23 protein-coding genes, 1 tRNA gene and 1 pseudogene are annotated in these 24584 nt (G+C 63.9%); 10 read left to right on the forward strand and 15 right to left on the reverse strand.

Annotated features, from left to right (window positions below):
* The first annotated feature begins 1 nt into the window (after position 1).
* The 3 genes from thiD (at position 2) to RUH75_RS09240 (ending at position 2230) form a co-directional block, all read left to right on the forward strand.
* Entirely contained in the window at positions 2-763 is a 762-nt protein-coding gene (gene thiD, locus RUH75_RS09230; protein WP_313804842.1) for a bifunctional hydroxymethylpyrimidine kinase/phosphomethylpyrimidine kinase, read from the forward strand.
* Positions 756-1367, forward strand: coding sequence for a ribonuclease HII (locus RUH75_RS09235; RefSeq protein ID WP_313804845.1), 612 nt, complete (start codon positions 756-758; stop codon positions 1365-1367). The genes thiD and RUH75_RS09235 overlap by 8 nt, the downstream gene beginning before the upstream one ends.
* Positions 1368-1603: 236 nt before the next feature.
* Complete coding sequence (locus RUH75_RS09240; RefSeq protein WP_313804848.1) at positions 1604-2230, forward strand: L,D-transpeptidase family protein; 627 nt, start codon at positions 1604-1606, stop codon at positions 2228-2230.
* Positions 2231-2445: 215 nt separating this feature from the next.
* Here the strand turns inward: RUH75_RS09240 and ahpF are convergent, their stop codons facing one another.
* The 3 genes from ahpF to betI form a co-directional block, all read right to left on the reverse strand.
* On the reverse strand, positions 2446-4023 hold the full coding sequence (gene ahpF / locus RUH75_RS09245) for an alkyl hydroperoxide reductase subunit F (RefSeq protein WP_313804851.1): 1578 nt from the start codon (positions 4021-4023) through the stop codon (positions 2446-2448).
* Positions 4024-4264: 241 nt separating this feature from the next.
* Positions 4265-4828 carry an alkyl hydroperoxide reductase subunit C gene (gene ahpC, locus RUH75_RS09250; RefSeq protein ID WP_313804854.1) on the reverse strand — a complete coding sequence of 188 codons (564 nt, stop codon included), beginning with the start codon at positions 4826-4828 and terminating at the stop codon, positions 4265-4267.
* Positions 4829-4935: 107 nt separating this feature from the next.
* Positions 4936-5598 (reverse strand): transcriptional regulator BetI, encoded by a 663-nt coding sequence (betI, locus tag RUH75_RS09255; RefSeq protein WP_313804857.1) that lies wholly within the window; start codon positions 5596-5598, stop codon positions 4936-4938.
* Between the two features lie 262 nt (positions 5599-5860).
* On the opposite strand from betI, the gene RUH75_RS09260 reads away from it, so the two are divergent.
* Positions 5861-6103, forward strand: a complete 243-nt coding sequence (locus tag RUH75_RS09260; RefSeq protein WP_313804860.1) for a hypothetical protein — start codon at positions 5861-5863, stop codon at positions 6101-6103.
* A 353-nt stretch (positions 6104-6456) separates the two neighbouring features.
* Here RUH75_RS09260 and RUH75_RS09265 read toward each other — a convergent pair whose 3' ends face one another.
* From RUH75_RS09265 to RUH75_RS09280, 4 genes are all read right to left on the reverse strand, one after another.
* Positions 6457-6984, reverse strand: a complete 528-nt coding sequence (locus RUH75_RS09265; protein WP_313804863.1) for a CarD family transcriptional regulator — start codon at positions 6982-6984, stop codon at positions 6457-6459.
* 283 nt (positions 6985-7267) lie between these two features.
* Positions 7268-7606 (reverse strand): ferredoxin FdxA, encoded by a 339-nt coding sequence (fdxA, locus tag RUH75_RS09270; protein WP_176596310.1) that lies wholly within the window; start codon positions 7604-7606, stop codon positions 7268-7270.
* A 152-nt stretch (positions 7607-7758) separates the two neighbouring features.
* Positions 7759-8055 carry an RNA-binding S4 domain-containing protein gene (locus RUH75_RS09275; RefSeq protein ID WP_313804874.1) on the reverse strand — a complete coding sequence of 99 codons (297 nt, stop codon included), beginning with the start codon at positions 8053-8055 and terminating at the stop codon, positions 7759-7761.
* Positions 8048-10675, reverse strand: a complete 2628-nt coding sequence (locus RUH75_RS09280; RefSeq protein WP_313804877.1) for a helicase-related protein — start codon at positions 10673-10675, stop codon at positions 8048-8050. The genes RUH75_RS09275 and RUH75_RS09280 overlap by 8 nt, the downstream gene beginning before the upstream one ends.
* 226 nt (positions 10676-10901) lie before the next feature.
* On the opposite strand from RUH75_RS09280, the gene RUH75_RS09285 reads away from it, so the two are divergent.
* Both RUH75_RS09285 and RUH75_RS09290 read left to right on the forward strand, forming a co-directional pair.
* Positions 10902-12431 carry a M23 family metallopeptidase gene (locus RUH75_RS09285; protein ID WP_313804880.1) on the forward strand — a complete coding sequence of 510 codons (1530 nt, stop codon included), beginning with the start codon at positions 10902-10904 and terminating at the stop codon, positions 12429-12431.
* Positions 12432-12467: 36 nt separating this feature from the next.
* A complete protein-coding gene (locus RUH75_RS09290) occupies positions 12468-13256 on the forward strand; it encodes a nucleotidyltransferase family protein (RefSeq protein WP_313804883.1) in 789 nt (262 codons plus the stop codon).
* On the opposite strand, the gene RUH75_RS09295 is transcribed toward RUH75_RS09290, so the two are convergent.
* On the reverse strand, positions 13250-13591 hold the full coding sequence (locus tag RUH75_RS09295) for a metalloregulator ArsR/SmtB family transcription factor (RefSeq protein WP_313804886.1): 342 nt from the start codon (positions 13589-13591) through the stop codon (positions 13250-13252). The genes RUH75_RS09290 and RUH75_RS09295 overlap by 7 nt on opposite strands.
* 289 nt (positions 13592-13880) lie before the next feature.
* Between RUH75_RS09295 and RUH75_RS09300 the strand changes: the two genes are divergently transcribed.
* From RUH75_RS09300 to RUH75_RS09310, 3 genes are all read left to right on the forward strand, one after another.
* Complete coding sequence (locus RUH75_RS09300) at positions 13881-15005, forward strand: site-specific DNA-methyltransferase (RefSeq protein WP_313804889.1); 1125 nt, start codon at positions 13881-13883, stop codon at positions 15003-15005.
* Between the two features lie 154 nt (positions 15006-15159).
* The gene (gene folP / locus RUH75_RS09305) at positions 15160-16293 is read left to right on the forward strand and encodes a dihydropteroate synthase (RefSeq protein WP_313804891.1); all 1134 of its coding nucleotides are present in this window, start codon (positions 15160-15162) and stop codon (positions 16291-16293) included.
* Positions 16294-16490: 197 nt separating this feature from the next.
* Entirely contained in the window at positions 16491-17429 is a 939-nt protein-coding gene (locus RUH75_RS09310; RefSeq protein WP_313804894.1) for a glutaminase, read from the forward strand.
* On the opposite strand, the gene RUH75_RS09315 is transcribed toward RUH75_RS09310, so the two are convergent.
* The 7 genes and pseudogenes from RUH75_RS09315 to aroA form a co-directional block, all read right to left on the reverse strand.
* The gene (locus RUH75_RS09315) at positions 17426-19210 is read right to left on the reverse strand and encodes a cation:proton antiporter (protein ID WP_313804920.1); all 1785 of its coding nucleotides are present in this window, start codon (positions 19208-19210) and stop codon (positions 17426-17428) included. The two genes, RUH75_RS09310 and RUH75_RS09315, sit on opposite strands and share 4 nt — an antisense overlap.
* Before the next feature lie 48 nt (positions 19211-19258).
* Positions 19259-19344, reverse strand: a tRNA-Leu gene (locus tag RUH75_RS09320).
* A gap of 54 nt (positions 19345-19398) precedes the next feature.
* Positions 19399-19689, reverse strand: coding sequence for an integration host factor subunit beta (locus tag RUH75_RS09325; RefSeq protein ID WP_313804923.1), 291 nt, complete (start codon positions 19687-19689; stop codon positions 19399-19401).
* A gap of 166 nt (positions 19690-19855) precedes the next feature.
* A complete protein-coding gene (gene rpsA, locus RUH75_RS09330; RefSeq protein WP_313804897.1) occupies positions 19856-21568 on the reverse strand; it encodes a 30S ribosomal protein S1 in 1713 nt (570 codons plus the stop codon).
* A 171-nt stretch (positions 21569-21739) separates the two neighbouring features.
* On the reverse strand, positions 21740-22375 hold the full coding sequence (gene cmk / locus RUH75_RS09335; protein WP_313804900.1) for a (d)CMP kinase: 636 nt from the start codon (positions 22373-22375) through the stop codon (positions 21740-21742).
* The gene (locus RUH75_RS09340; RefSeq protein WP_313804903.1) at positions 22372-22623 is read right to left on the reverse strand and encodes a CBU_0592 family membrane protein; all 252 of its coding nucleotides are present in this window, start codon (positions 22621-22623) and stop codon (positions 22372-22374) included. Before RUH75_RS09340 ends, cmk begins: the two co-directional genes overlap by 4 nt.
* Positions 22620-23930, reverse strand: a pseudogene (aroA, locus tag RUH75_RS09345) (3-phosphoshikimate 1-carboxyvinyltransferase). The gene RUH75_RS09340 and the pseudogene aroA overlap by 4 nt, the downstream one beginning before the upstream one ends.
* A gap of 177 nt (positions 23931-24107) precedes the next feature.
* Here aroA and RUH75_RS09350 point away from each other — a divergent pair.
* Positions 24108-24443, forward strand: coding sequence for a TIGR02300 family protein (locus tag RUH75_RS09350; RefSeq protein WP_150292351.1), 336 nt, complete (start codon positions 24108-24110; stop codon positions 24441-24443).
* The last annotated feature ends 141 nt before the right edge of the window (positions 24444-24584 follow it).

Here is a 24584-nt window from a genome sequence, read left to right on the forward strand (position 1 = left end):
CATGACATTGGCGCGCATTCTTGTCATTGCGGGGTCCGACAGCGGGGGCGGAGCTGGCATCCAGGCGGATATCCGCACGGTGACGCTGCTGGGCGGGCATGCCATGACCGCGATCACTGCGATCACCGCGCAGAATACGCTGGGGGTGCAGGGCGTGCATCCCGTGCCGACCGCCATGGTGTTGCAGCAGATGGAGAGCGTCATCAGCGACATCGGCGTCGACGCGGTGAAGATCGGCATGATCGGTTCGGCGGAGACGGCGGCCGCGGTGGCGGAGCGACTGGCGGCGATGGAGGGAGTGCCGATCGTCTTCGATCCCGTCATGGTGGCCACCAGCGGGTCGGTTCTGGCGGATGGAGCAACCATCGCCGCCTTCGAAAGGCTGATGGCGCTGGCGACGCTGGTTACGCCCAATATCCCGGAGCTGGAGGCGTTGGGCGGGGAGGAGATAGCCCGTCGCTTCGCGACCCATGTGCTGGCCAAGGGCGGCCATGGGGAGGGGCCGATGCTGACCGACCGGCTGATCGGGCCGCGCGGCGCGCGCAAGGCGTGGAGCGATGCGCGCATCGATACGCCGCATACGCATGGCACTGGCTGTACATTGGCGAGCGCGATCGCGACCGGCTTGGGACAGGGCCGGGATCTGGTCGATGCGATCGAGCGTGGGCGCAAATATGTGCGGGAAGCGCTCGCTTTGGCGCCGGGTCTGGGGCACGGGCACGGGCCGATGGGCGCGCCCGTCGGATTTCAGGACCATGCCTGACCCTGGGCCTGATTTTTTCCATGAGCTGCTGCACCATCCGGGGCTGGTCGCAGGGGTGGACGAAGCGGGGCGGGGGCCGCTGGCGGGGCCGGTGGTCGCCGCCGCGGTCATCCTGCGGCGGGAGGATTGCCCCGAAGGCCTGAATGACAGCAAGCAGCTGAGCGCGAAGCGCCGGGCCGGTCTGGAGGGGGAGATCAAGACGCGGGCCTTGTGCTGGGGCCTTGGCGTTGCTTCGGTCGAGGAGATCGACAGCCTCAACATCCTCTGGGCGACGATGCTGGCGATGACGCGGGCGGTCGAAGCCTTGGGCCAGGATTGCGCGCATGTGCTGGTGGACGGGAATCGCTGTCCGCAATGGCGCTGGGCTTCAACGGCGGTCGTCGAGGGCGACGCCAAATGCCTGTCGATCGCGGCGGCCTCCATATTGGCGAAGGAGGCGCGGGACCGGATGATGATCGAGGCGGCGGCGGTGCATCCGCATTATGGCTGGGAAAGCAACAAGGGCTATGGCAGCCCCCAGCATCTTGCGGCGCTGAGGCAGCATGGACCGACGCCGTTGCACCGCAGGAGCTTTGCGCCGGTGGCGCAGCTGAGCCTGCTGTAGGATTTGGGTGACATAGGTGACACGATGAAAGCACGGGAAAGCGTGCTTTCATGGGGGGAACCGGACAGTTCAAAGAGCCGGGTTGGCGCTGGACCGTTTTCGATCCGTTCGCTTGGCGAGCGTTCTAGCGCAGGCCGGGGGCTGTAGGACAGCCAATAGATGCTGTCCCAGTCTGATACCCTGATGCGCCTTTTGGGGGACTGGCATCCGCGCATCTTGTGGTTAAGAAAGCGTATATGCGTGCCTTTCTGACCTGGATTCTATTGCTGATCGCCGTGCCCGCCGTAGCGCAGGAGCCGGTGGCGCCGGGGGGCTATCGCTGGCTGGAGGAGGGGCCCTTCGCCGGGCCGCTCTATATGGTGATCAGCGTCGAGCGGCAGATGGTGCATGTCTATGATGGCGATCGGTTGGTCGGCATCGCCAGCGTGTCGACGGGCATGAAGGGTCATCGCACGCCGACCGGGGAATTTTCGGTGTTGCAGAAGCGGGAATGGCACCGGTCGAACATCTATTCCAATGCGCCCATGCCGTTCATGCAGCGTCTGACCTGGGACGGGATCGCGCTGCATGCGGGGCATAACCCCGGCCATCCGGCGAGCCATGGGTGTATCAGACTGCCTTATGCCTTTGCGCGCAAGCTGTTCGGGATGACGGAGGTGGGCACGCTGGTCAGCGTGACGTCGGATCGGTTGAGTCCGGCGCTGATGGTGGATGCGCTGGTGGCGGGCGATCCGGGGAGCGCGGTCGTGACCTTTGCGCCGCAAGCGCCGGTGGTGCTGGCGCAGCGGGACGAGATTCCCGCGGCGGCGCCGATGCTGGAGGTTGATCCGGGGATTTTCCGGCTGCGGTTGATCCGGCGATAGGGAGTGACCTGTTCGGATTGAAGCGCAGCATGTGCCTGCGACCAGAGAGGCGGCGTAAGTCAACGCAGGAAGCAAGTTCAGACGGCGGGACTGGGTTCCTGCCTTCGCAGGAACAGGGTTCCATTTTGATCCAATAAATTGGAGCCTGGGCGCATGCTATGCGAGCGATGCGTGGCCGGCGGCCGATTCAGCCGGGGAATCGGCCGCCCTGTCGATCAGGCTGCTTCGGCCGTCTCTTCCGCGGGCAGGCGGATGAGATAATCGAAGGCGGAGAGCGCTGCCGTCGATCCGGCTCCGCAAGCGATCACGATCTGCTTGTAGGGCACGGTCGTGCAGTCGCCCGCCGCGAAGATGCCCGGCTGGCTGGTTTCGCCGCGCGCGTCGATCTCGATCTCGCCGCGCGGGGACAGGGCGATGGCGTCCTTCAGCCATTCGGTGTTGGGGACAAGGCCGATCTGGACGAAAATGCCCTCCAGTTCGACATCATGCTCCGTGCCGTGAGTGCGGTCCCTGTAGCTGAGGCCGGTGACGCGTTCGCCATTGCCGTCCACCCGGGTCGTCAGGGCCGAGGTGATGATGCGGACATTGGGCAGGCTGGCCAGTTTCCGCTGCAACACCGCGTCGGCGCGGAGCTGGCTGTCAAATTCGATCAGCGTCACATGGGCGACGATGCCGGCAAGGTCGATCGCCGCCTCCACGCCGCTGTTGCCGCCGCCGATCACCGCCACGCGCTTGCCCTTGAACAGCGGGCCATCGCAATGCGGGCAGTAGGCGACGCCCTTGTTGCGATATTCCTCTTCGCCCGGCACGCCCATCTGCCGCCAGCGCGCGCCGGTGGAGAGGATGACGGTGCGGCCCTTCAGCGAGGCGCCGTTTTCCAGCACGACCTCATGATATCCGCCCTCGGTCTTCGCCGGGATCAGCCTGGCGGCTTTCTGGAGGTTCATGATCTCTACATCATAATCCTTCACATGGGCTTCCAGCGCGGCGGCGAATTTGGAGCCTTCGGTATGGCTGACCGAGATGAAATTCTCGATATCCATGGTGTCCAGCACCTGGCCGCCGAAGCGTTCCGCCGCGATGCCGGTGCGGATGCCCTTGCGGGCCGCGTAGATCGCTGCCGCCGCGCCCGCGGGGCCGCCGCCGACGATCAACACCTCGAACGGGTCCTGGCGCTTGATCTTTTCGGCGGCGCGGGAAACGGCGCCGCTGTCGATTTTCGCGACGATCTGTTCCAGCTCCATGCGGCCGCTGGCGAAGGGTTCGCCGTTCAGGAACACGGTGGGGACGGCCATGACCTTGCGGGCGTCGACCTCCTCCTTGAACAGCGCGCCGTCGATAGCGACGTGGCTGATGCGGGGATTGAGGATGGCCATCAGGTTCAGCGCCTGCACCACGTCGGGGCAGTTCTGGCAGGACAGCGAGAAATAGGTTTCGAAGGCGAAATCGCCGTCAATGTCCCTGATCTGCTGGATCAGGTCCTGCGCCGCCTTGGAGGGGTGGCCGCCGACTTGCAGGAGCGCAAGGACGAGCGAGGTGAATTCATGGCCCATGGGCAGGCCGGCGAAGGTCACGCCGATGTCGGTGCCGGTGCGGCGGATCATGAAGCTGGGGACGCGCCTGTCCGTGCCGATGGTGACGGACACCTTGTCGGACAATTCCGCGATCTCGTCGATCAGCGTCTTCAGCTCATGGCTCTTGGCGCCATCGTCCAGCGACGCCACCAGCTCGATCGGCTGGGTGATGTTCGCCATATAGGCCTTGAGCTGGCCCTTGAGATTTGCGTCCAACATTATTTTCTCCATAGGCCCAAGCGCGCCGATCCGGGGCGCGGCTGTCCGCTCGCCGGGGCGGGGTGAAGGCCCGGCATGGTGCGGAGGTTTTTGATCTTGGCACAACGTGCTCCTGCGCAGGCAGGAGTCCAGTTCAGACCGCGGGACTGGGTTCCTGCCTGCGCAGGAACACGATGTTTTGTAGTACCCTGCCGGATCAGGGAGCGAACTCGACCCGATCCGGCAGCTGCCGTTTCAGCTCTTAGATCTTGCCGACCAGGTCGAGCGACGGGGCCAGCGTGGCTTCGCCTTCTTCCCACTTGGCAGGGCAGACTTCGCCGGGGTTGGCGGCGACATATTGCGCAGCCTTCACCTTGCGGAGCAGTTCGGTGGCGTTGCGGCCCACGCCTTCCGAGGTGATTTCCATGAACTGGATCACGCCTTCGGGATCGACCAGGAAGGTCGCGCGGTCGGCCAGGCCTACGCCCGGGCGCATCACGTCGAAATTGTTGGTGATCTGGCCCGACTGGTCGCCCAGCATGAAATAGTTGATCTTGCCGATCGCCGGCGAGGTGTCGTGCCAGGCCTTGTGGCTGAAATGCGTGTCGGTCGACACCGAGTAGACTTCGACGTTCAGCTTCTGGAGCGTGGGGTAAATGTCAGCCAGATCTTCCAGTTCCGTCGGGCAGACGAAGGTGAAGTCGGCGGGGTAGAAGAAGAAGACGGCCCATTTGCCCTTCACGTCGGCGTCGGTGACGTCGACGAACTTGCCCTGCTTATATGCGGTGGCGGTGAACGGCTTGATGGTCGTGTTGATAAGAGCCATGGGCTTTCCAGTTCCTTACAAGGGTTTGCTGTTTGCCCGGCCTAGCTAGGGAAGATGACGGTTCGAGGGAAATTGGTTTTCTTGTCTGCCCTGATTGAGAAAAGCGATCAATGTCCGTGTGATTGATCGACAGAGTCCTCTCTTGGTTTCTCAAGGACGTAATTCATCGCCTCCCCGATCAGGCCCAGCGCCTCTTCAATCGTGAAGGTGGACGAATCGAGGCACAGTTCCAGCCAGAGGCCGTCGATCATGGCGGTCAGGCCGATGGCGGCGATGCGGGCGGCCGGACGGGGGATTTGGGGCGCCGCTTCGCGCAGCAGCACCTCCATGCGCTCCCGCCCGCCGCCATAGGTTTCGGCGTGGGTGGCGGCGATTTCCGGGTTGGTCTTGACGAGGCTCCAAAAGGAAATCCACGTTGCCAGCAGGGCCGGGTCCAGCACCGGAGGCTGAAAGTTGGAGCGCAGATAGGCCCAGAGACGGGCCCGGGGGTCAGGGCCGGCATCCGCCACCGCGCGTTCCATCGCGGCGGCGACCTTTTCCCCGACATCGCGATAGGTGGCCAGGATCAGCGCGTCGACACCGTCGAAATAATGGGTGAGCAGGCCCGCCGACACGCCCGCATAAGCGCAGATCGCCCGGACGGAGGTGGCACCCACGCCCTTTTCCGCAAGGCAGCGTGCTGTTGCTTCGATCAGGGCCTGCCGCCGGACATCGGCGGATTCGCGAACAAATCGCGCCCTTTCGGGGCGACCCTCAACCTTTTGTTCCATCTCTCTTCCCCGCCCATGATCCTGCTCCCTGTCGGACCGGCTGGCAAGCGGTCCGTCCCCTTTCCAGGAAAATGGATCGAAGGCCCGCGTTCAGCGGTTTATTGGGTCAATTGCAAGGAGAAAGATGAATGACGCGTCTTGATCACAGCTGTGCACTTCTGCCGCTGACAGTGACGGGCGCGTCTGCCGGACAAGGGGCAGGAACCCGTTCGCCTGCCTGCGCATTGATGACGTCGGGTGGCGTGAAGACGAGGAGGATAATATGGCGGATTATCAGGAGCGTCCGGCGACGACCACGGTGATCGAAAAGCGTGGCGGCGGCGGCACTATGGTAGCCGTTCTCTTGCTGATCGTGGTGGTGGCGATTGCCGCTTTCTTCCTGATCAGCAGTCAAACGCGCAAGGACAGCGCAGTGGAAGGCGCCGCCACGCAGGTCGGGCAGGCGGCAGGTGACGTCGGCGACGCGGCCAAGGATGCGGCGGGCGCCGTGAAGGACCAGCAATAGGTCCAGGTTTCCATGTATGAGAAAAGGGCGCCCCGATCAGGGACGCCCTTTTTCCTTGGTCTGCCGATGTCGGCTTAGAGTCATGCCGGTTCAGATTGAACCGGAATGTCTGGCTATTCTTTGTCCTCCGTGATTGCCGAGCCGCCAGATGATGCCATCCGGCTCGAAATCACTCTAGTGGTCCGATTCTGACATTTGCATCCCTATCGGCCAAGTCGCGCGCAAATGTCAGAATCTTTTCGGACCACTAGCAACTTTATGATTCTAGTGGATTTTACGATTTTGACATTTGCTACCGTGCTATCCGGATGGCGGGACGCAAATGTCAAAATCAATCCACTAGCCGAAGCGCGTCAGCCTTCCACCTTGGCGTATTTCGGCGCGGCTTCGTTGAGGATGCGCAGGATTTTCTTGAGCGCGCTGGGCTCGTCCGTTTCTTCCATCGCCCCGAGTTCGCGGGCGAGGCGGCTGGAGGCGGCTTCGAAGATCTGCCGTTCGGAATAGCTCTGTTCGGGCTGATCGTCGGCACGGAACAGGTCCCGGGTCACTTCGGCGATCGACACCAGGTCGCCCGAATTGATCTTCGCTTCATATTCCTGGGCGCGGCGCGACCACATGGTGCGCTTCACCTTGGGCTTGCCCTTGAGCGTCTCGACCGCTTCCTCCAGCGTCTTGTTGGAGGACAGCTTGCGCATGCCCACGCCTTCGGCCTTGTTCGTGGGCACGCGGAGCGTCATGCGCTCCTTTTCGAAGCGCAGGACATAAAGCTCCAGCTCCATGCCCGCAATCTGCTCCTTCTGAAGCTCTATGACGCGGCCAACGCCATGCTTGGGGTAAACAACATAATCACCAACGTCAAAGGACAGCGCCTTGGCAGCCATTTGAAACCTTTCCATTATTCCGGGAGGAGCGGTGGCATTCGCGTTGCAGGTGCGAAAAGCTGCACGAGCCAGGGGAAGCGCGGCGCCACCATCAATACATCAGGCATTTGTCTCCGTAGCGGACGCGACCATGTCCACCTGTTGGCGCTTATTTAGCAGATTCGTAACAAAATTACCACCCCCGGACACAAAATCCGGGGATGGGCATGGAAATAAAACGCAATAGCTGGTTTTGGAGCGGGCGTCGCGCGTCGCTGCGGTGCGTCAGATCAGCTGCCGGAGATCAGCTTCCAGTGCCGGGTTCGGGCGAGAAGAACTGCTCCAGCTTGTTTTCCACGCCTTTCATGGCGTCGGCATCGGCGGGGGCGTCACCCTTCACGGTGATGTTCGGCCATTCCGCGGAGAATTTCGTGTTGAGTTCCAGCCATTTTTCGAGGCCATTCTCGGTATCGGGCAGGATCGCCTCGGCCGGGCATTCCGGCTCGCACACGCCGCAGTCGATGCATTCGTTCGGATTGATGACCAGCATATTCTCGCCCTCGTAGAAACAGTCCACGGGGCAAACCTCGACGCAATCCATATATTTGCAGCGGATGCAGTTATCGGTCACGACGTAGGTCATGGGTCAGCACTCTTGGCATAAGGACAATCGGCGCCCTGCTATGCGCGGTCGGCGCGAAGGTCAATGAGGATATTGTTGTGAAGCGGGTAGCGGGGGGTTGGTGGAGGCTGCTGTTCCATTTTTCCCCGTCATTCCCGCGAAGACGGGGATGGTCAGGCGCCGACGGTCAGTTCCTCGTAGCAGGACTGGGCTTCCGGGGCGGGGCCGCGCCTGCCCGGTAGCTGGACGATGCGGACCACGCGGACGCCGCTGGGGTGCGGGAAGGTGATGAGGTCGCCCGCCCGCACGGGAGAGTGCGAGCGGTCGATGCGGCGGCCGTTGAGGCGGATATGGCCGTCCTCCGCCATTTTCTGGGCGACCGATCGGCTCTTCGCGAGGCGCGCGAACCAGAGGAATTTGTCGATGCGCAGGCTTGGTCCGTGGACCGTCACCATGCCCGCGTCAGCCATTGCGGCCCAGCAGCTCGGCAAGGCCAGCAAAAGCGTGGTTGCCGGTGGGCGCAGGGCCGGACGAGGCGGCGGGGCGGGGTGCCCGGTCGCCGCGTGGTTTGCCCTGGGGCTTGCCGGACGATGGGGCGCCGCGCTTGTCGTTGCGGGGGTGCTGATGCTGAGGGCGGGGCTTCTGGCGGCCACGGAAGACCCAGTTGGGGCCGCCCTCGGCCGGGGCTTCCACGGCGCGGAAGCCCGCGAGGCGCATCAGTTGCAGGAAGGCTTCTTCCGACAGGCCGAGCGAGACGATCTGCGGGCTTTGCGCGGTGAAGGCTTCGTTCCTGGCGATGGCTTCATGCGCGGTGCGGGCCATGCGTTCGGCCATGTCGATGCGCAGCATCTGTTCGCCAAAGCCCCGGAAACCGGCGATGCGGGCGCCCATCTGTTCGGGCTTTTCGCCTGCCGGGATGATGGTGAGGCCGGGGACGGGCAGCGGCAGGCAGGGCTTGGCGATGCGCGCGGCGAGCAGCGCAGCGCGCCAGCGGGCCGAACCGGGCTTCAGCAGGCCGGGGTGGTAGATGTCCAGCACGCCGATATCGATGCCCGCGCGGCGCAGCAGATGGCGTTGATCCTTGTCGAGATGGCCGAGCGCCGAATCGAGGTCCGTGCGCGCGATCACGCCGCCTGCGTCAGCGAGCTGCGCGAAGACGGCGCGGACGACGGCGGGGACTTCGGCGTCCTGCGAACTGGCGACCATCTTGGTGAGCGGCAGGAGGTGCTTTTCCTTCTGCGCGTCGAACCAGGTCGTGAGGCGGGCGCTGATCTGCTTCTGCACATCCTGTCCCAGCGCCAGAAGCGCGCGATCCAGCCGGATTTCCGGGGTCAGCAGCGTGGCGCCACCATGCAGCGTGGCTACCGCATTGCCCTGCCAGCTGATGCCGGGCGCCTGTCCTGCCTCGTCCATGAGCGCGAAATCTGTATCGGGTGCGCCCAGTAATTCTTCAGCCTTCACTCGCAATATCCTTCCAAGGCGCCGTTCCGCGGCCGCCAGCAGCATCTTCCTGTCCTGATGCCGGGTAGCGGGATCGACCGAGAAACGAAATCCGTCAAGTCGCCCGATCGTCTCGCCATCGACGCAGACTGTCCCATCCGGCTCGATATCGACCGGCAGATTGGCCGCGCTCTGGCCGATATCCCTTAGCAGAACCGTGGTGCGGCGGTCCACGAAACGCTGCGTCAGCGCGGCGTGGAGCGCGTCGGAGAGCTTTTCCTCCAGCGCGCGGGTGCGCTCGGCCATTTCGGCGGGGTGGGCGAGCCAGTCGGCGCGATGGGCGATATAGGACCATGTGCGCGCGGCGGCGATCCGGCCCGAAAGCGTGTCGATATCGCCCTGCACCGAATCGAGTCGCGCGATTTGCTGGGCGAACCAGTCGCGGGGGATGTGGCCATGGCCCTCTGAAAGGAAGCGCCAGATGCGGCTGACGGTGCGGGCATGATGTTCCGCGCCCAGCTTCTGGAAATCGGGCAGGCCGCTGGCGGCCCAGAGGCGTTCGACCTGCTTCCCGCCCCTCGCGCGTTCGATCACGAGCGGGTCGTCGGCAAGGCGTTTGAGGACGGCCAGGTCGACCGCTTCGGGCGCGGCGCGCAGTTCCGGGCGCTCGGGCTTTTGCTCAAGGTCGAAGAGGAGATGGTCGAGCCGGTCGGTGCGCGGGGTGCCGTTGCGCCAGAAAAGCTGTTCGACCGGCGGGAAACGGTGGGCTTCGATTGCCTCGATTTCCTCCGGGGTGAAGGCGGCGTCGCCATCCTCATGGCCAAGGCTGCCGAAGGTGCCGTCCCGGTGGTGGCGACCGGCGCGGCCCGCGATCTGGGCCATTTCGCTGACGGTCAGGCGGCGGGAGCGGCGGCCATCGAACTTGCGCAGCGAGGCAAAGGCGACATGGGCGACGTCGAGGTTGAGGCCCATGCCGATCGCGTCGGTGGCGACCAGATAGTCGACCTCGCCATTCAGGAACATCTGCACCTGCGCGTTGCGGGTGCGGGGGGAAAGGGCGCCCATCACCACCGCCGCGCCGCCCCGGAAACGGCGGAGCATTTCGGCCACCGCATACACCTCCTCGGCCGAGAAGGCGACGACAGCGGAGCGCTTGGGCAGGCGGGAGAGCTTCTTCGCGCCGGCGTAGGAGAGGGTGGAGAAGCGGGGGCGGCCGATGATCTCGGCATCGGGGACGAGCGATTTCACCACGCGGCTGATGCTGGCCGAGCCGAGGATCATGGTTTCCTCCCGGCCACGCGCGCGGAGAAGGCGGTCGGTGAAGATATGGCCGCGTTCCGGGTCGGCGCCCAGTTGCGCTTCGTCCAGCGCGACGAAGGCATAGTCGCCCTCGACTGGCATGGATTCCGCTGTGCAGAGAAAATAGCGCGCACCCGGCGGGGCGATCTTTTCCTCGCCGGTGATGAGGGCGACCTGGTTGGCGCCCTTCATGCCGACCACCCGGTCATAGACCTCGCGTGCCAGCAGGCGCAGCGGAAATCCCATCATCCCGGAGGAGTGGCCGCACATGCGTTCGACCGCGAGGTGGGTCTTGCCGGTGTTGGTGGGGCCCAGAACGGCGGTAATGGGCGAGCGGGCAAATAGGGCCATGACCCCTGCTATGTCGGGGAAGCTGGAGGCCAGCACAAGGGGAAAGGGGTGGTAAATCCGCGGGGTGCCCCAAAATGGTCCGCCGATCCGCCAAGTGGCACGTCTGGCCGCAGAAAAAGGGTTAAAAAAGCCGCGTTTATTTGACTTTAACCCTGTGCTTTTACAGAATTGCGGATGAGCGCGCGGCGGGGGTCGTGGCGACATTTGCCCCGGGGGCCTTTTTACCGTGTTTCATGGCAGTCAGATCAACGCCCAACAGGGAGGCGCCTCTGCGTCCTTGTGGCTGACTGACTCCCTCCGCAATCCGGTGCCTGCCGACGATCGGCGCGGCTGGCGCGAGAGGCTGCGCGACTGGGCCGAGGATGTCGAGCTTGTCCCCGACCTTGGCCAGCGGGTGGGAAGTTTCACCTGGTTCCGGGGACTTGCGACCTGTTTCGGGCTGTGCGCGGCGGCGCTTTATCTGTCGCCCGGCTTCCATGCCCTGCCGGGCGAGCCGCAGCCTTTGATGACGTCCAGACAGTTTGACGAAGTGCGCAGCCAGATGATCACGCCCCTGGCGCTGGGCGCGGATAGCGGGCGGCGCATGGGACCGACCGATGCCGTGCAGCCGCTGCGCGAGACGCCGGAGCGGCCGCAGATCGAGCTGCGGGCGCAGATCGGGGGAAGCGATTCGCTGGGGAGCGCGCTGACGCGGGCCGGGGTGAGCGGTGGCGATGTGGCGACGGTGACCAGTCTGGTGGCCGGGGATATTCATGCCGGGCTGAAGCCGGGGACGCCGCTGGATATCGTGCTGGGACGGCGGGCGAGCCGGGATATGCCGCGGCCGCTGGACAAGCTGGCCTTCCGGGCGCGGCTGGACCTGGGACTGGAGGTTTCGCGGGCTGGCGGGGTGTTGCAGGTGCAGCGGACCGCGATCCATGTCGATGATACGCCGCTGCGCATACAGGGCGTGGTGGGCGAGAGCCTCTATCATTCGGCGCGGGCCGCGGGGGCGCCGCCCAAGGCGATCCAGACCTTCCTGAGGGTGGTGGCGCAGCAGATCGATCTGGGGTCGATCCTGGCGGGCGATCGCTATGACATCATCACCGAATATCATCGGGCCGATACCGGCGATGTCGAGGTGGGCGACCTGCTGTTCGCGGGGCTGCATCGGGCCAGCGGGCGCGGGATCGACATGCTGAAGTGGAACAGCGACGGGCGGACCCAGTGGTTCGAGGCGTCGGGCGTGGGCCAGCGGCGCGGCGTGCTGTCGGCGCCGGTGGCGGGGCGCATGTCGTCCGGCTTCGGCATGCGGCGGCATCCGATCCTGGGGTATACCCGGATGCATGCCGGGATCGACTTTGCGGCGCCCTATGGTTCGCCGATCTATGCGGCGACCGATGGCGTGGTGTCCTATGCCGGGCGGCATGGCGGGCACGGCAATTATGTGCGGCTGGAGCATGGCCATGGCCTTGCCACCGGCTATGCGCATATGAGCCGGATCGCGGCGGCGCCGGGGCAGCGGGTGCGGCAGGGGCAGGTGATCGGCTATGTCGGTTCTTCGGGACTGTCGACCGGGCCACATTTGCATTATGAACTGTACCGCAATGGGCAGACGGTCAATCCGCTGTCGGTGAAGTTCACCACCACATCGCAGCTCGCCGGCCGCGAACTGGCGGCGTTCCGGGCCCGGTTGATGCAGTTGAAGAGCCTGCAAGCCGGCCTGCCGGTGCAGGTGGCGCAGAAGAGCGTGGCGCCGGCGGTTTCGGGGAAATAGCTTTTCGGTGGACGTTCCGTTCGCTAACGGGCGGGGATGACCGCACCGGCTTCCAACATCACCGCAATTTTGCTGGCCGGGGCGCGCCCTGTTCCTGATCCGCTGGCGGTGGCCGCGGGCGTGGCGGTAAAGCCCCTGGTGCCGGTGGCGGGGCAGCCGATGATCAACCATCCGGCGCGGGCCTTGCTGGCGCATCCGGCGATCGGGCGGGTGGTGGTGCTGACGCAGGCGCCGGACCTATATGCCGCCGATCCGGCGACGGCCTGGCTGGCCGGGCACCCCAAGGTGCGGTTCGAGAAGAGTGGGGGCGGGATTGCCTCTTCGCTGATGGCTTTTCTGGATCGCGGGGCGTTTCCCTTTCCCCTGCTGATGACCACGGCGGATCATGTGCTGCTGGACGGTGCGATGCTGGACCAGATGGTGCGGGAGGCTGCGGGCGCCGACATTGCCGTGGCGATGGTGGAGCGGGCGACCTTGCTGGCGCGCTATCCGGGGTCGCGGCGAACCTGGCTCAAATTTCGCGACGGCTGGTGGTCGGGGGCCAATATCTTCTGGTTCGGCAGCGCGCGGGCGCGGCCGGTGATCGCGCTTTGGCAGGAAGTCGAGCAGGACCGGAAGAAGGGGTGGAAGATTCTCTCCGCATTCGGACCACTGGCTTTGCTGGGCGCGGTGCTGCGGATTTCGACGCTGCGGGGCGGGATGGCGCGGGTGGGACGGCGCTTCAGCCTTTCCGCCCGACTGGTGGCGATGGATCAGGCGGAAGCCTGTATCGACGCCGACAAGCCGGACGACGTGGCGTTGATCGAGAAAATCCTGGCTCAGTAGCCGTCGAGCCCCTCCAATGCCGTGAATCGCTGCGACCAGAGCGCGCCATAGACGGCCATCCACTGGACCACCGGGGCAAGGCCCTTGGCGCGGGCGGTGTAATAGGTTTCGCGGCCGGCCCGGCGGGCCGTCACGAGGCTGGCGCGTTTCAGCTTGCCGAGATGGCGGGACACCATGGGTTGGGATACGCCGGAAATGGCGGTGAGGGCGTGGACGTTCTGTTCGCCTTCGCGCACCAGATATTCAAGGAGCGCGCGCCGGGTCCCGTCGGACAGGGCCTTGAAAAGTTCGTCGCAGGAGGCGGACCGATCCCCCTTCAAAATATGTTCTGTCATGGCAATGGCATAACCAAATGGTTATGCTTTGGTCAAGCGAGGGGGTGTTTTTCTCCTTCGAAACGGCGTTAACCAAAAAAACTTTTCGGGCCTTTTTCGTTGAGTCTTTTGCGTCACACTAGCCGATCTTGAGTCTTTCGAGTCGCGTTTGACTCAATATCTAGTGGCTACCCGGTTCGTTCCACCCCGCATTAACCTTTATGTGAGGCATGAACCCTAAGCCGCTGATCTTGACGGCGGACTCCCAAGGACTCATCGCTGGGCCTCAGAACCGAACGGGGGTCAACTAATGGGTGTCATGGAACGCGTCGCGCCGCGGCGGAAAAAGGCGGTTGCTCGGCAAGAGATCGAGGCCGATCGCCTGCTGCGCGGCGACTGTATCGCGGAAATGGCGAAGCTGCCCGACGCCTGCATCGACATGATCTTTGCCGATCCGCCCTATAATCTTCAGCTGGGCGGCGATCTGTTCCGGCCGGAGGGCGGCCGCGTCGATGCGGTCGACAATGACTGGGACAAGTTCGACACGCTGGGGTCCTATGACCGCTTCACCAAGGCGTGGCTGCGCGAGGCGCGCCGTATCCTGAAGCCCAATGGCTCGATCTGGGTGATCGGCAGCTATCACAATATCTTCCGCGTCGGCACGGCCTTGCAGGACGAGGGCTTCTGGATCCTCAACGACATCATCTGGCGCAAGTCCAACCCCATGCCCAATTTCAAGGGCACCCGCTTCACCAATGCGCATGAGACGCTGATCTGGGCGAGTCAGGGCGAAGATGCAAAATATACGTTCAATTACAAGGCGATGAAGACGCTGAATGACGAGTTGCAGATGCGCTCCGACTGGGTGCTGCCGATCTGCGGCGGGCAGGAGCGGCTGAAGCGCAACGGCACCAAGGCGCATCCGACACAGAAGCCCGAAGCCTTGCTCTATCGCGTGATGCTGGCCTGCACCAAGCCGGGCGATGTGGTGCTCGATCCCTTTTTCGGGACCGGGACAACCGGTGCCGTCGCCAAGCGCCTGGGCCGCAAGTGGATCGGCATCGAACGCGAGGACGACTATATCGAGGTGGCGCTGGAGCGGATCGAGGCGGCGCTGCCGCTGGACGAAAGCTCGCTCACCATCATGCAGACGGCGCGGCAGCAGCCCAAGGTGGCCTTCGGCACGCTGGTCGAGACGGGCTATTTGCAGCCGGGATCGGTGTTGACGGACGCGAAGCGCCGCTGGCAGGCGGTGGTGCGGGCGGATGGCTCGCTCGCCGTCGGGGCGGACAGCGGATCGATCCACAAGATGGGGGCGACGTTGCAGGGCGCGCCGAGCTGTAATGGTTGGACTTTCTGGCATCATGAGGCCGATGGCGGATTGAAGCCGATCGACACGCTGCGGCAGACCTATTTGCTGGCGAACGAGCCTTAGGAGAAATCTTGCATTCATGTGGGCCGTGTTCCTGCGCAGGCAGGAATCCAGTTCGGGCCTTTGTTGATGCGCGCAGCCTGGGAACTGGACTCCTGCCTTCGCAGGAGTACGTCATCGCGCTAAGGGAAGGCGCAATCGATCCGAAGGATATGTGATGCTTTCCCAAATCCCCGCCGATGCCCGGCTCTACCTGCGCCCCACATGGTTCGTGCCTTCGCCCGTCGGTTTGCCGGATGGGTCGGCGGCGCGGATGGCCAATGGGTTGCTGTGGTTTCAGGGTTATGAGCTGACCGCGCTCAAGGGCCGGGAGCGGGTGGCGCGGGTGACGCTGCCGGTGGCGGGCTTTGACGATGCGGTGGCGGCGTTGCCCGATGCGCTGGCGGAACGGGCGCTGCGTCTCGCCGTCAATATCTCCGCGCCGCGTCAGCCGCTGGCCCTGGGCGAGCGGACCATCCGTTTCGACGCGCCGCAGGTGATGGCGATCCTCAACATCACGCCGGACAGCTTTTCCGACGGCGGCAGGCATATGGACGATCCGCAGGCGGCGGCCGATGCGGGTTTCGCCATGGCGGCGGCGGGGGCGGCGCTGATTGATGTGGGCGGCGAATCCACCCGGCCCAGGGCGCCGCGCCTGTGGGAAGGAGATGAAATCGCCCGCGTCGTGCCGGTGATCGAACGCCTCGCGGCGGCGGCTATTCCCCTGTCGATCGATACCCGTAAGGCGGCGGTGATGGAGGCGGCGCTTGGTGCTGGTGCGCATGTGGTGAATGACGTGAGCGCGCTGCTGCATGATCCGCGCGCGATGGAGGTCGTGGTCGCGGCGGGCTGTCCCGTCATTCTGATGCACGCGCCGTCGGCCGGCGACGATCCACATGATTTGTCCGCTCTTGGCCAGGGCGGCTATGGCGATGTCGTGGCCGATGTGTTCGACATGCTGGAGGCGCGGGTGGAGGCTTGTCTGGCCGCCGGTATCCCGCGCGGTAAGATCATGGTCGATCCGGGGTTGGGCTTTGGCAAGTCGCTGGCCGATAATCTGGCGCTGGTGAACGGGCTGGCGGTTTTTCAGGGACTGGGCGTGCCGCTGTTGTTTGCCGGGAGCCGGAAACGGTTGATCGGCGCGCTGTCGAACGAGGCGCCGGCGGCGGAACGGCTGGGCGGGTCCGTGGGGCTGGTTTTCCGGGCCGCCGAATTGGGCGCGCAGATGGTGCGGGTGCATGACGTCAGGGAAAGCGTGCAGGCGCTGCATCTGTGGCGTGGGTTGGCGGATGCGGGATTGAGCGTGGCTTGAGGGGATATGGCCGGGTTTGGCCACGTGTCGCTGTTCCCCATGTCGGTGGATTTCCCTGTCCTACACTGCCCTGCACGGGCTATGCCGAACCCGGCTCTTTGACCTGTAGGAAAAACATCAAAAATGCCGCGTCCCGCTATATGCGTCGTGTAACCTGTGTAACCCGGATTCTGTTCTTCGAAGGCTGATCGTCGCTTATGGACTTGCCTGCGATCCTTGCTGAAATCGTTGCTCAAGCTGCGACCCGGGAAGATCGCGGCACCGTGGCGAGCTACATTCCGGAACTGGCCGGGATCGACCCCAGCCAGTTCGGCATCGCGATCGCCACAGCCGATGGCCGCCTGATCGAGGGCGGCGATTCCGAAACCGGTTTCTCGATCCAGTCGATCTCGAAGGTTTTCGCCCTGACGCTCGCGCTCGGCAAGGTCGGGGACCAGCTTTGGGAAAGGGTAGGACGGGAACCCTCCGGCAATGCCTTCAATTCCATTGTCCAGCTGGAGCAGGAACAGGGCATTCCCCGAAACCCCTTCATCAATGCGGGCGCGATCGTCGTCGCGGACGTCAATCTGGGTGGTCACCAACCCCGCGTCGCCATTGGTGAAATGCTCCGCTTTGTCCGTTATCTTGCCAGTGACGACAGCATCGCCATCAACGAAACCGTCGCCGCCTCCGAAACCGCGACCGGCTTCCGCAACATGGCTCTGGCCAATTATATGCGCGCCTTCGGCAATATCCGCCATTCCGCGGATCTGGTGCTCGGCACCTATTTCCACCAATGCGCGATCGAAATGAGCTGCCGCCAACTCGCTCTGGCTGGCCGCTATCTGATGCTCGACGGCCAACATCCCGAGGGTGGCCGTGTCGTCTCGCCCAGCCGGGCCAAGCGCATCAACGCCCTGATGCTGACCTGCGGCCATTATGACGCTTCGGGCGATTTCGCTTTCCGCGTCGGCATTCCAGGGAAATCGGGGGTAGGCGGCGGCATTCTCGCGATCGTCCCCGGCCGGGCCTCCATTGCCGTATGGTCCCCCGGCCTCAACGAGAATGGCAACAGCCAACTCGGCACGCTGGCTCTGGAAGAACTGGCCCGCCGCACCGGCTGGTCGGTTTTCAGTCCGTCGCAGGATGACGCTTAAGGCACTTCATCCGGCCGCAACCGCCGCAGCTTCGGCGCTGTTTCCAACTGCGCCGCATCCTTGATGTCCATCCGCAGATCCTCGCGGGTTTGATGGATGGAGGCGATCACCGGCCCCATCGCCACGCCCAGATCGACCAGCGCCGTTTCGGCCAGTTGAAGCGAGCTTTCCAGCGTTTCCGGAACCGCATCGCTCGCACCCGCCCGATAGAGCTGCGCCGCATGATCGGTGTCCCGCGCTCGCGCAATGATCGGCAAATCCGGCACCCAACCCCGGACGCGTTTCGTAACCCGAACGGACAGAACGGGATCATCCATCGTCAATATCAACGCTCGGGCATGTCCCAAACGCAGTTTGTCCAGCATTTCGGTTCGCGAAACATCGCCGAACAGGATCGGATATCCCCCGCGCCGCGCCTCCGCCACGACATCGGGATCGGATTCCACGGCGATGAAGCGCTGTTTGTGGACGGTCAGCAGATCGCAAACCATGCGCCCAACCCGCCCGAAGCCGATCACGACCGCAGCCGCTTCAGCCTGATCTTCGCTGACCTCCGCCGCTTCTTCGCCCAGCGCCATTTCCAGCCGCCGGGCAATATCATGTCCCAGGCGCGCCAGTAGCGGGGTGATGGTAAGCCCGATTGCCGTCACGATCTGCCAGAATGCGGCGGTAGACGGCAATATCAACTGCGCGGCCGCCGCAGCGGAAAGCACGATGAGGGTGGTTTCCGACGGGCTGGACATCAATACGCCGACTTCCAGCGCAACGCCTTTTCGGGCGCCAGAAAGGTGCAGCAACGCCGCAGTCACCAGGATTTTGGCGAGCACCACCCCGACCACCGCCAGAATGAGATTAGGCCAGTTGGCAAGGATGACGCGTACATCCAGACCCATGCCGACCGTGATGAGAAAGACACCCAGCGCCAGCCCCTTGAATGGCGCGGTCATGACCTCGACCTCGCCATGATAATCGGTTTCGGCAATCAGCAACCCGGCCAGCAGCGCGCCGACGATCGGCGACAAGCCGGCTATGGACGTCGCCATGCTGGAAACGATGACGACCAGCAGGCTGGCGGCCAGGAACACTTCCGGGCTCTTGGTCCGCGCGGCCTGACTGAAAATATGCGGCAGGCAGATGCGGCCAAGGACCAGCATGATGGCGATGGTGATGCCGCTTTTGAGCAGAGTGTCGGCCAGTTCGTTCCACGGACCGTCCGGACTCGCCGCGACCGATGGCGCCAGTGCGCCCAGCATGAAGATGATGGGGACGAGCGCCAGATCCTCGAACAGGAGCATGGAAAAGGCTGCGCGCCCCACGGCGCTTTGCGTGCCCACCATCGGCAGAACGACCGCCGTGGAAGACAGCGCCAAGGCCAGTCCCAGACCGAATGCGCCGGCTGGCGCTTGCCCCAGAAAATAAAGGCCAAGTGCAATGAGAGTGCCGCCACCAATTAATTCTGCCGCACCCACCCCGAATACTTGCGTTCGCATTGTCCAAAGGCGACGAAAACTCAGTTCCAGTCCAATGGAGAAAAGAAGTAATATAACGCCAAGCTCGGCGAAGGGTTCTATCGCTGCTCTATTGGAAATGGTGACATGATAAAGCCAGGGATATTGGCTGACCAATGCGCCTAGCCCTGAAGGGCCGACCGCCAGCCCGACCAGAATGAAGCCGATGACAGGGCTGATACGAAAACGGGCGAACCCTGGAATGACAAGCCCCGCCGCTCCCAGGATGACAAGGGAATCGCTGAAGCTTTGGGGGTTGATCGCGCCGGCCATGGCCAATCATCGCGACAAATGCGCAGGATATCCAGCAATAAAGCGCGCTGGTGCGGACGGCGGGACTTGAACCCGCATTCCCAGGGGGAGGCGGATTTTAAGTCCGCTGCGTCTACCGATTTCGCCACGTCCGCTTGAGGCCGTTACCCCTGAAGGCTAACGGCGCACAGGTCAAGGATGTGCTTGAATCAGACGGCAGCTTTGCTGTTCAACCGTTCCCGCATTTCCTTTCCGGGCTTGAAATAGGGAACCCGTTTGGCATCCACGGGAACCTGCTCACCGGTTCGCGGATTGCGGCCAGTACGCGCGTCGCGCGCCCGTGTCGTAAACGCGCCAAAGCCACGGAGTTCCACTCGCCCACCCGTTGAAAGGCGGTCGACTATTTCCTTGAAGAAAAGATCTACGATCCTTTCCACTTCCTGGAGGTTGAGGTTTGGATTTTCCTCAGCCAATTTCTGTATCAGTTCCGAGCGTATCATTGGTCCTCCAGACTCCCCCTTCTGGTTCCCATTTAATTTATAATGAATCCCAAAGCTTCTGACAATCAGCCAATATCGGTAGGTCATTCTCATTTTGGGAATAGAAAAAGCCCGCCGGAGCTAAGTTCCGACGGGCTCTATTACTTAAGTTAGATATCGAAGGAGATCAGCCTTCGCTCTTCGCCTTCAAGGCTTCGCCCAGGATGTCACCCAGCGACGCGCCGCTGTCGGACGAGCCATACTGAGCCACAGCCTGCTTCTCTTCAGCGATCTGCATCGCCTTGACGGAGAAGGTCGGCTTCTTGGCGCGGTCGAAACCGGTGACCATGGCGTCGAACTTCTGACCGACCTGGAAGCGTTCCGGACGCTGCTCGTCGCGGTCGCGGCCAAGGTCGCTGCGCTTGATGAAGCCAGCGGCGCCGTCTTCGCCAGCCTGGACTTCCAGGCCACCGTCGCGCACTTCCAGAACCGTCACGGTGACGATCGCGTTCTTGTTGAGGCCGGCAGCCGCAGCAGCCGTGCCGCCAGCGGCCGGGCCGCCACGCTCAAGCTGCTTCATGCCGAGGCTGATGCGCTCCTTCTCGACGTCGATGTCGAGAACGACGGCCTGAACCGTCTCGCCCTTGCGGTGCAGCGCCAGCGCGTCTTCGCCCGAAATGCCCCAAGCGATGTCCGACATGTGGACCATGCCGTCGACGTCGCCGTCCAGGCCGATGAACAGGCCGAATTCGGTCGCGTTCTTGACTTCGCCCTCGACCGTCGAACCGATCGGGTGACGTTCGGCAAAGCTGTCCCAGGGGTTGTTCTGGGCCTGCTTGAGGCCGAGCGAGATGCGGCGCTTCTCGGGATCGACCTCGAGAACCAGGACTTCCACTTCCTGGCTCGTCGAAACGATCTTGCCGGGGTGGACGTTCTTCTTGGTCCAGGACATTTCCGAAACGTGGACCAGGCCTTCGATGCCCGCTTCGAGCTCCACGAACGCACCATATTCGGTGATGTTCGTGACGCGGCCCGACAGCTTCGCGCCGACCGGATATTTAGCGGCGGCGCCTTCCCACGGATCGCTTTCCAGCTGCTTCATGCCAAGGCTGATGCGCTGGGTGTCGCGGTTGATGCGGATGATCTGAACGCGGACGGTGTCGCCGATGTTGATCATCTCGTTCGGGTGGTTGATGCGCTTGTAGCTGAGGTCGGTGACGTGCAGCAGGCCGTCGATGCCGCCCAGGTCAACGAACGCACCATAGTCGGTGATGTTCTTGACCACGCCTTCGATGATCTGACCTTCGGCCAGCGTCTGGATGAGGCCCGAGCGCTGTTCGGCGCGGGTTTCTTCCAGAATGGCGCGACGCGACACGACGATGTTGCCGCGGCGGCGATCCATCTTGAGGATCTGGAAGGGCTGCGGCAGGTCCATGAGCGGGCCGACGTCGCGTACGGGGCGGATATCGACCTGCGAACCCGGAAGGAATGCCACGGCGCCGCCGAGGTCGACGGTGAAGCCGCCCTTGACGCGGCCGAAGATGACGCCTTCGACGCGCGCGCTTTCGGTGAATTCGGATTCGAGCTTGTCCCAGGCGGCTTCGCGGCGAGCGCGGTCGCGCGACAGCATGGCTTCGCCATGGGCGTTTTCGACGCGGTCGACATAGACTTCGACTTCGTCACCGACCTTCAGGTCAGCCTTCTGGCCCGGCGCAGCGAATTCGCGCAGCGGCACGCGGCCTTCCGACTTCAGGCCGACGTCGATCAGCGCCATGTCGTTTTCGATGCCGGTAACGGTGCCCTTGACGACGCGGCCTTCGAAGCCGCCGTCCTCGCCACCGAGGGAATCATTGAGAAGCGCGGCGAAATCGTCGCGCGAGGGGAATGCCGTAGAGGCCATGGTAGTTTCCTTCACTCGTCATTGCTGGCCTACCGGTTGTGTCCGGTGGTCTTTGAGGCCAAACAGTCCGCACGGCCGGATTGCCGCGTGAACATCCGTTCGGCCATGATGCGTGAGACACCCGCAGATAAACGAAAAGGGCGCATGGGAATCCCAAGCGCCGTCATCGCGTCAGGCTTTGCGCCGACGTTCCAACTGGGCGTCCACCAGCGCAATGGCCTGCTGGACGGCGGCGTCTATAGTCAAATTACTGGTGTCGAGCAAGTCCACTCCATCGGCCATGCGCAGCGGGGCATGGTCACGGCTCATGTCGCGGGTGTCGCGGGCCTGAATGTCCGCGATCAGGCTGTCCATGTCGGGGTGGCCGCCATGGGAAAGCGCGTCGTCATAGCGGCGCTGGGCGCGAACATGGACGCTGGCGGTGACGAAGATCTTGGCGTTCGCGTCGGGAGCTATGACGGTCGCGATGTCGCGACCGTCGAGGATGGCGCCGCCGGGCTTGGTGGCGAAGTCGCGCTGGCGCTTCACCAGCGCCTGCCGGACACTCTGGTGGATCGAGACGCGGGAGGCGAGGGAGCCTACGGCCTCGCTGCGGAGCGCCGGGTCGGTGAGAACGGCGTCTTCGAAATCGCAGGCGGCGAGGGCATCGGTTTCATGGTCCGGGTCGCCCCCGGCCTTCAGGACGGCGAGGCCGACCGCACGATAGAGCAGGCCGGTGTCGAGGACGGGCAGACCGTAGTGGCGGCCCAAGGCCTTGGCGATCGTGCCCTTGCCCGATGCGGCTGGGCCGTCGACGGCGATGATCATGATGCTTTGCCTTTCCGCAGTGCCTTGGCGAGGCCGATGAGGGCGATGAAGGCCCAGACGATTTCCAGCGCCATCGACGCAACGTTGAAATGGACCGTCAGCGAATAGATCAACAGCAGCGCGCCGACCAGATTCAGCAGATTGAAGAAGGTGAAGTTCAGCATCTTCGTCATGTTGCTATAGGCATAGGCGATGACCATCAGACCGCTGCCGATCAGACCTATGATATTGGCGAGGTCGAAATTCATGCCATTGCGCCGAGGGCTTGCAACAGGCCGGTGAAGCCGGGGAAGCTGGTCGCGACCGGGCGCATGTCGTCGATGGTGACGCCTTTCTTCGACACGAGGCCCGCGACCGCGAAGCTCATGGCGATGCGGTGGTCGAGCCTGGTGGCGATCGGGCCGCCGCCGGGGAGGAGGGCTCCGCCGCTGCCCTCTATGACGATGCCGTCCTCCAGTTCCTCGACGGTGACCCCGATGGCGCGCAGGCCGGTCGCCATGGTGGCGATGCGGTCCGATTCCTTGACGCGCAGTTCCTCAAGACCGCGGAAGGTGCTGCGCCCTTCGGCGAAAGCGGCGGCGATGAAGGCGACGGGATATTCATCGATCATCGAAGCCGCGCGGGCGGGATCGGGTTCCACGCCCTTCAATGCCGAGGCGGTGATGACGAGGTCGCCCACCGGCTCGCCGCCGACTTCGCGGGGGTTTTCGATGACGATATCGCCACCCATTTCGCGCAGAAGGTCGATGAGGCCGGCACGGGTTGCGTTGAGGCCGGCATTGGCGATGGTAACCTTCGAGCCGGGGACCAGCAGCGCGGCAACCATCGGGAAGGCAGCGGAGGAGGGGTCGCCGGGGACGGTGATCGACTGCGGGCGGAGTTCGGCTTCGCCCTTCAGGGTGATGATGCGGGTGCCGTCGGCTTCGACCTCTACGTTCAGGTCTGCGCCGAAGCCCTAGAGCATGCGTTCGCTATGATCGCGGGTCGGGATCGGCTCGACGATGCGGGTGATGCCGGGGGTGTTGAGGCCCGCGAGCAGGATCGCGGATTTCACCTGCGCCGAGGCGACGGGGAGGCGATAGTCGAGCGGCACCGCCGGGCAGGCGCCGCGCATGGTGAGGGGCAGGCGGTCACCCGGGCTGGTGGTGAAGCTGGCGCCCATGCGGGACAGCGGTTCGGTGACGCGGGCCATGGGGCGCTTGCTCAAGCTTGCGTCGCCCACGAAGGTCGCGGTGATAGCGTGGCTGGCGACCAGACCCATGAGCAAGCGGGTCGAGGTGCCGCTATTGCCCATGTCGAGCGCGCTTTCGGGCTGGAGCAGGCCGCCGACTCCGACGCCGTGAATATGCCAGATGCCGTCGGCGTCGCGCTGAATGTCCGCCCCCATCGCCCGCATCGCGGCTGCGGTGGAAAGGACATCCTCCCCCTCCAGCAGCCCTTCGACCCGGCTTTCGCCCACGGCCAGGGCGGAGAGCATCAGCGAGCGGTGCGAAATGCTCTTGTCGCCAGGCACGGTGATCGAGCCGGAAAGCGGCGGAGCAGCATGGAAAGTCATGGGGGTCGGCTGGTTGGAAGAAGCGGTCACGGGTCAATCCGTCTGCAAAACTTGAAAAAATGCGCCCGGCTTTTGACAGCGCGGTTTCGCTATGGCAAGGCGCCGTCTCTTCGCGGGCGACCCTGTCGTGCCGCGTAATATCTATTTTGAGCACTCGCAAGAAGGACAAGGCCGGACATGGTCAAGGCTGAATGGGGCACGAAGCGTACCTGCCCGAAATGCGCCACGCGCTTCTACGACCTGGGCAAGGATGACCCGGTCACCTGCATCAACTGCGCAACCGCCTGGGAACCCGAGCCTGTGCTGAAGTCGAAGCAGCCGCTGCCCTATGAGGAAGCGCCCAAGAAGGTCATCGAAACCGCCGATGGCGAGCGCGAGACGGCGGACGACGATCTGGACCTGGATCTGGACGTGGATGATGACGGCGATTCGCCCGATAATGACGTCGATCTGGGCGGTGACGACGACCTGGGCGTCGACGCTGGCGGCGATGATGACGGCGACGACAATTAATTGAATTTTGTGCTTGCCAAGGAGTTCGCCGCCACCTAATGGCAGCGACCTCGCAAGGCGCCGGACCCAAACGGCGCCACGCTGGAACGGGGCCTTAGCTCAGCTGGGAGAGCGCCTGCATGGCATGCAGGAGGTCAGCGG

This window comes from Sphingobium sp. (assembly GCF_032153725.1).
Classification (GTDB): Bacteria; Pseudomonadota; Alphaproteobacteria; order Sphingomonadales; family Sphingomonadaceae; genus Sphingobium.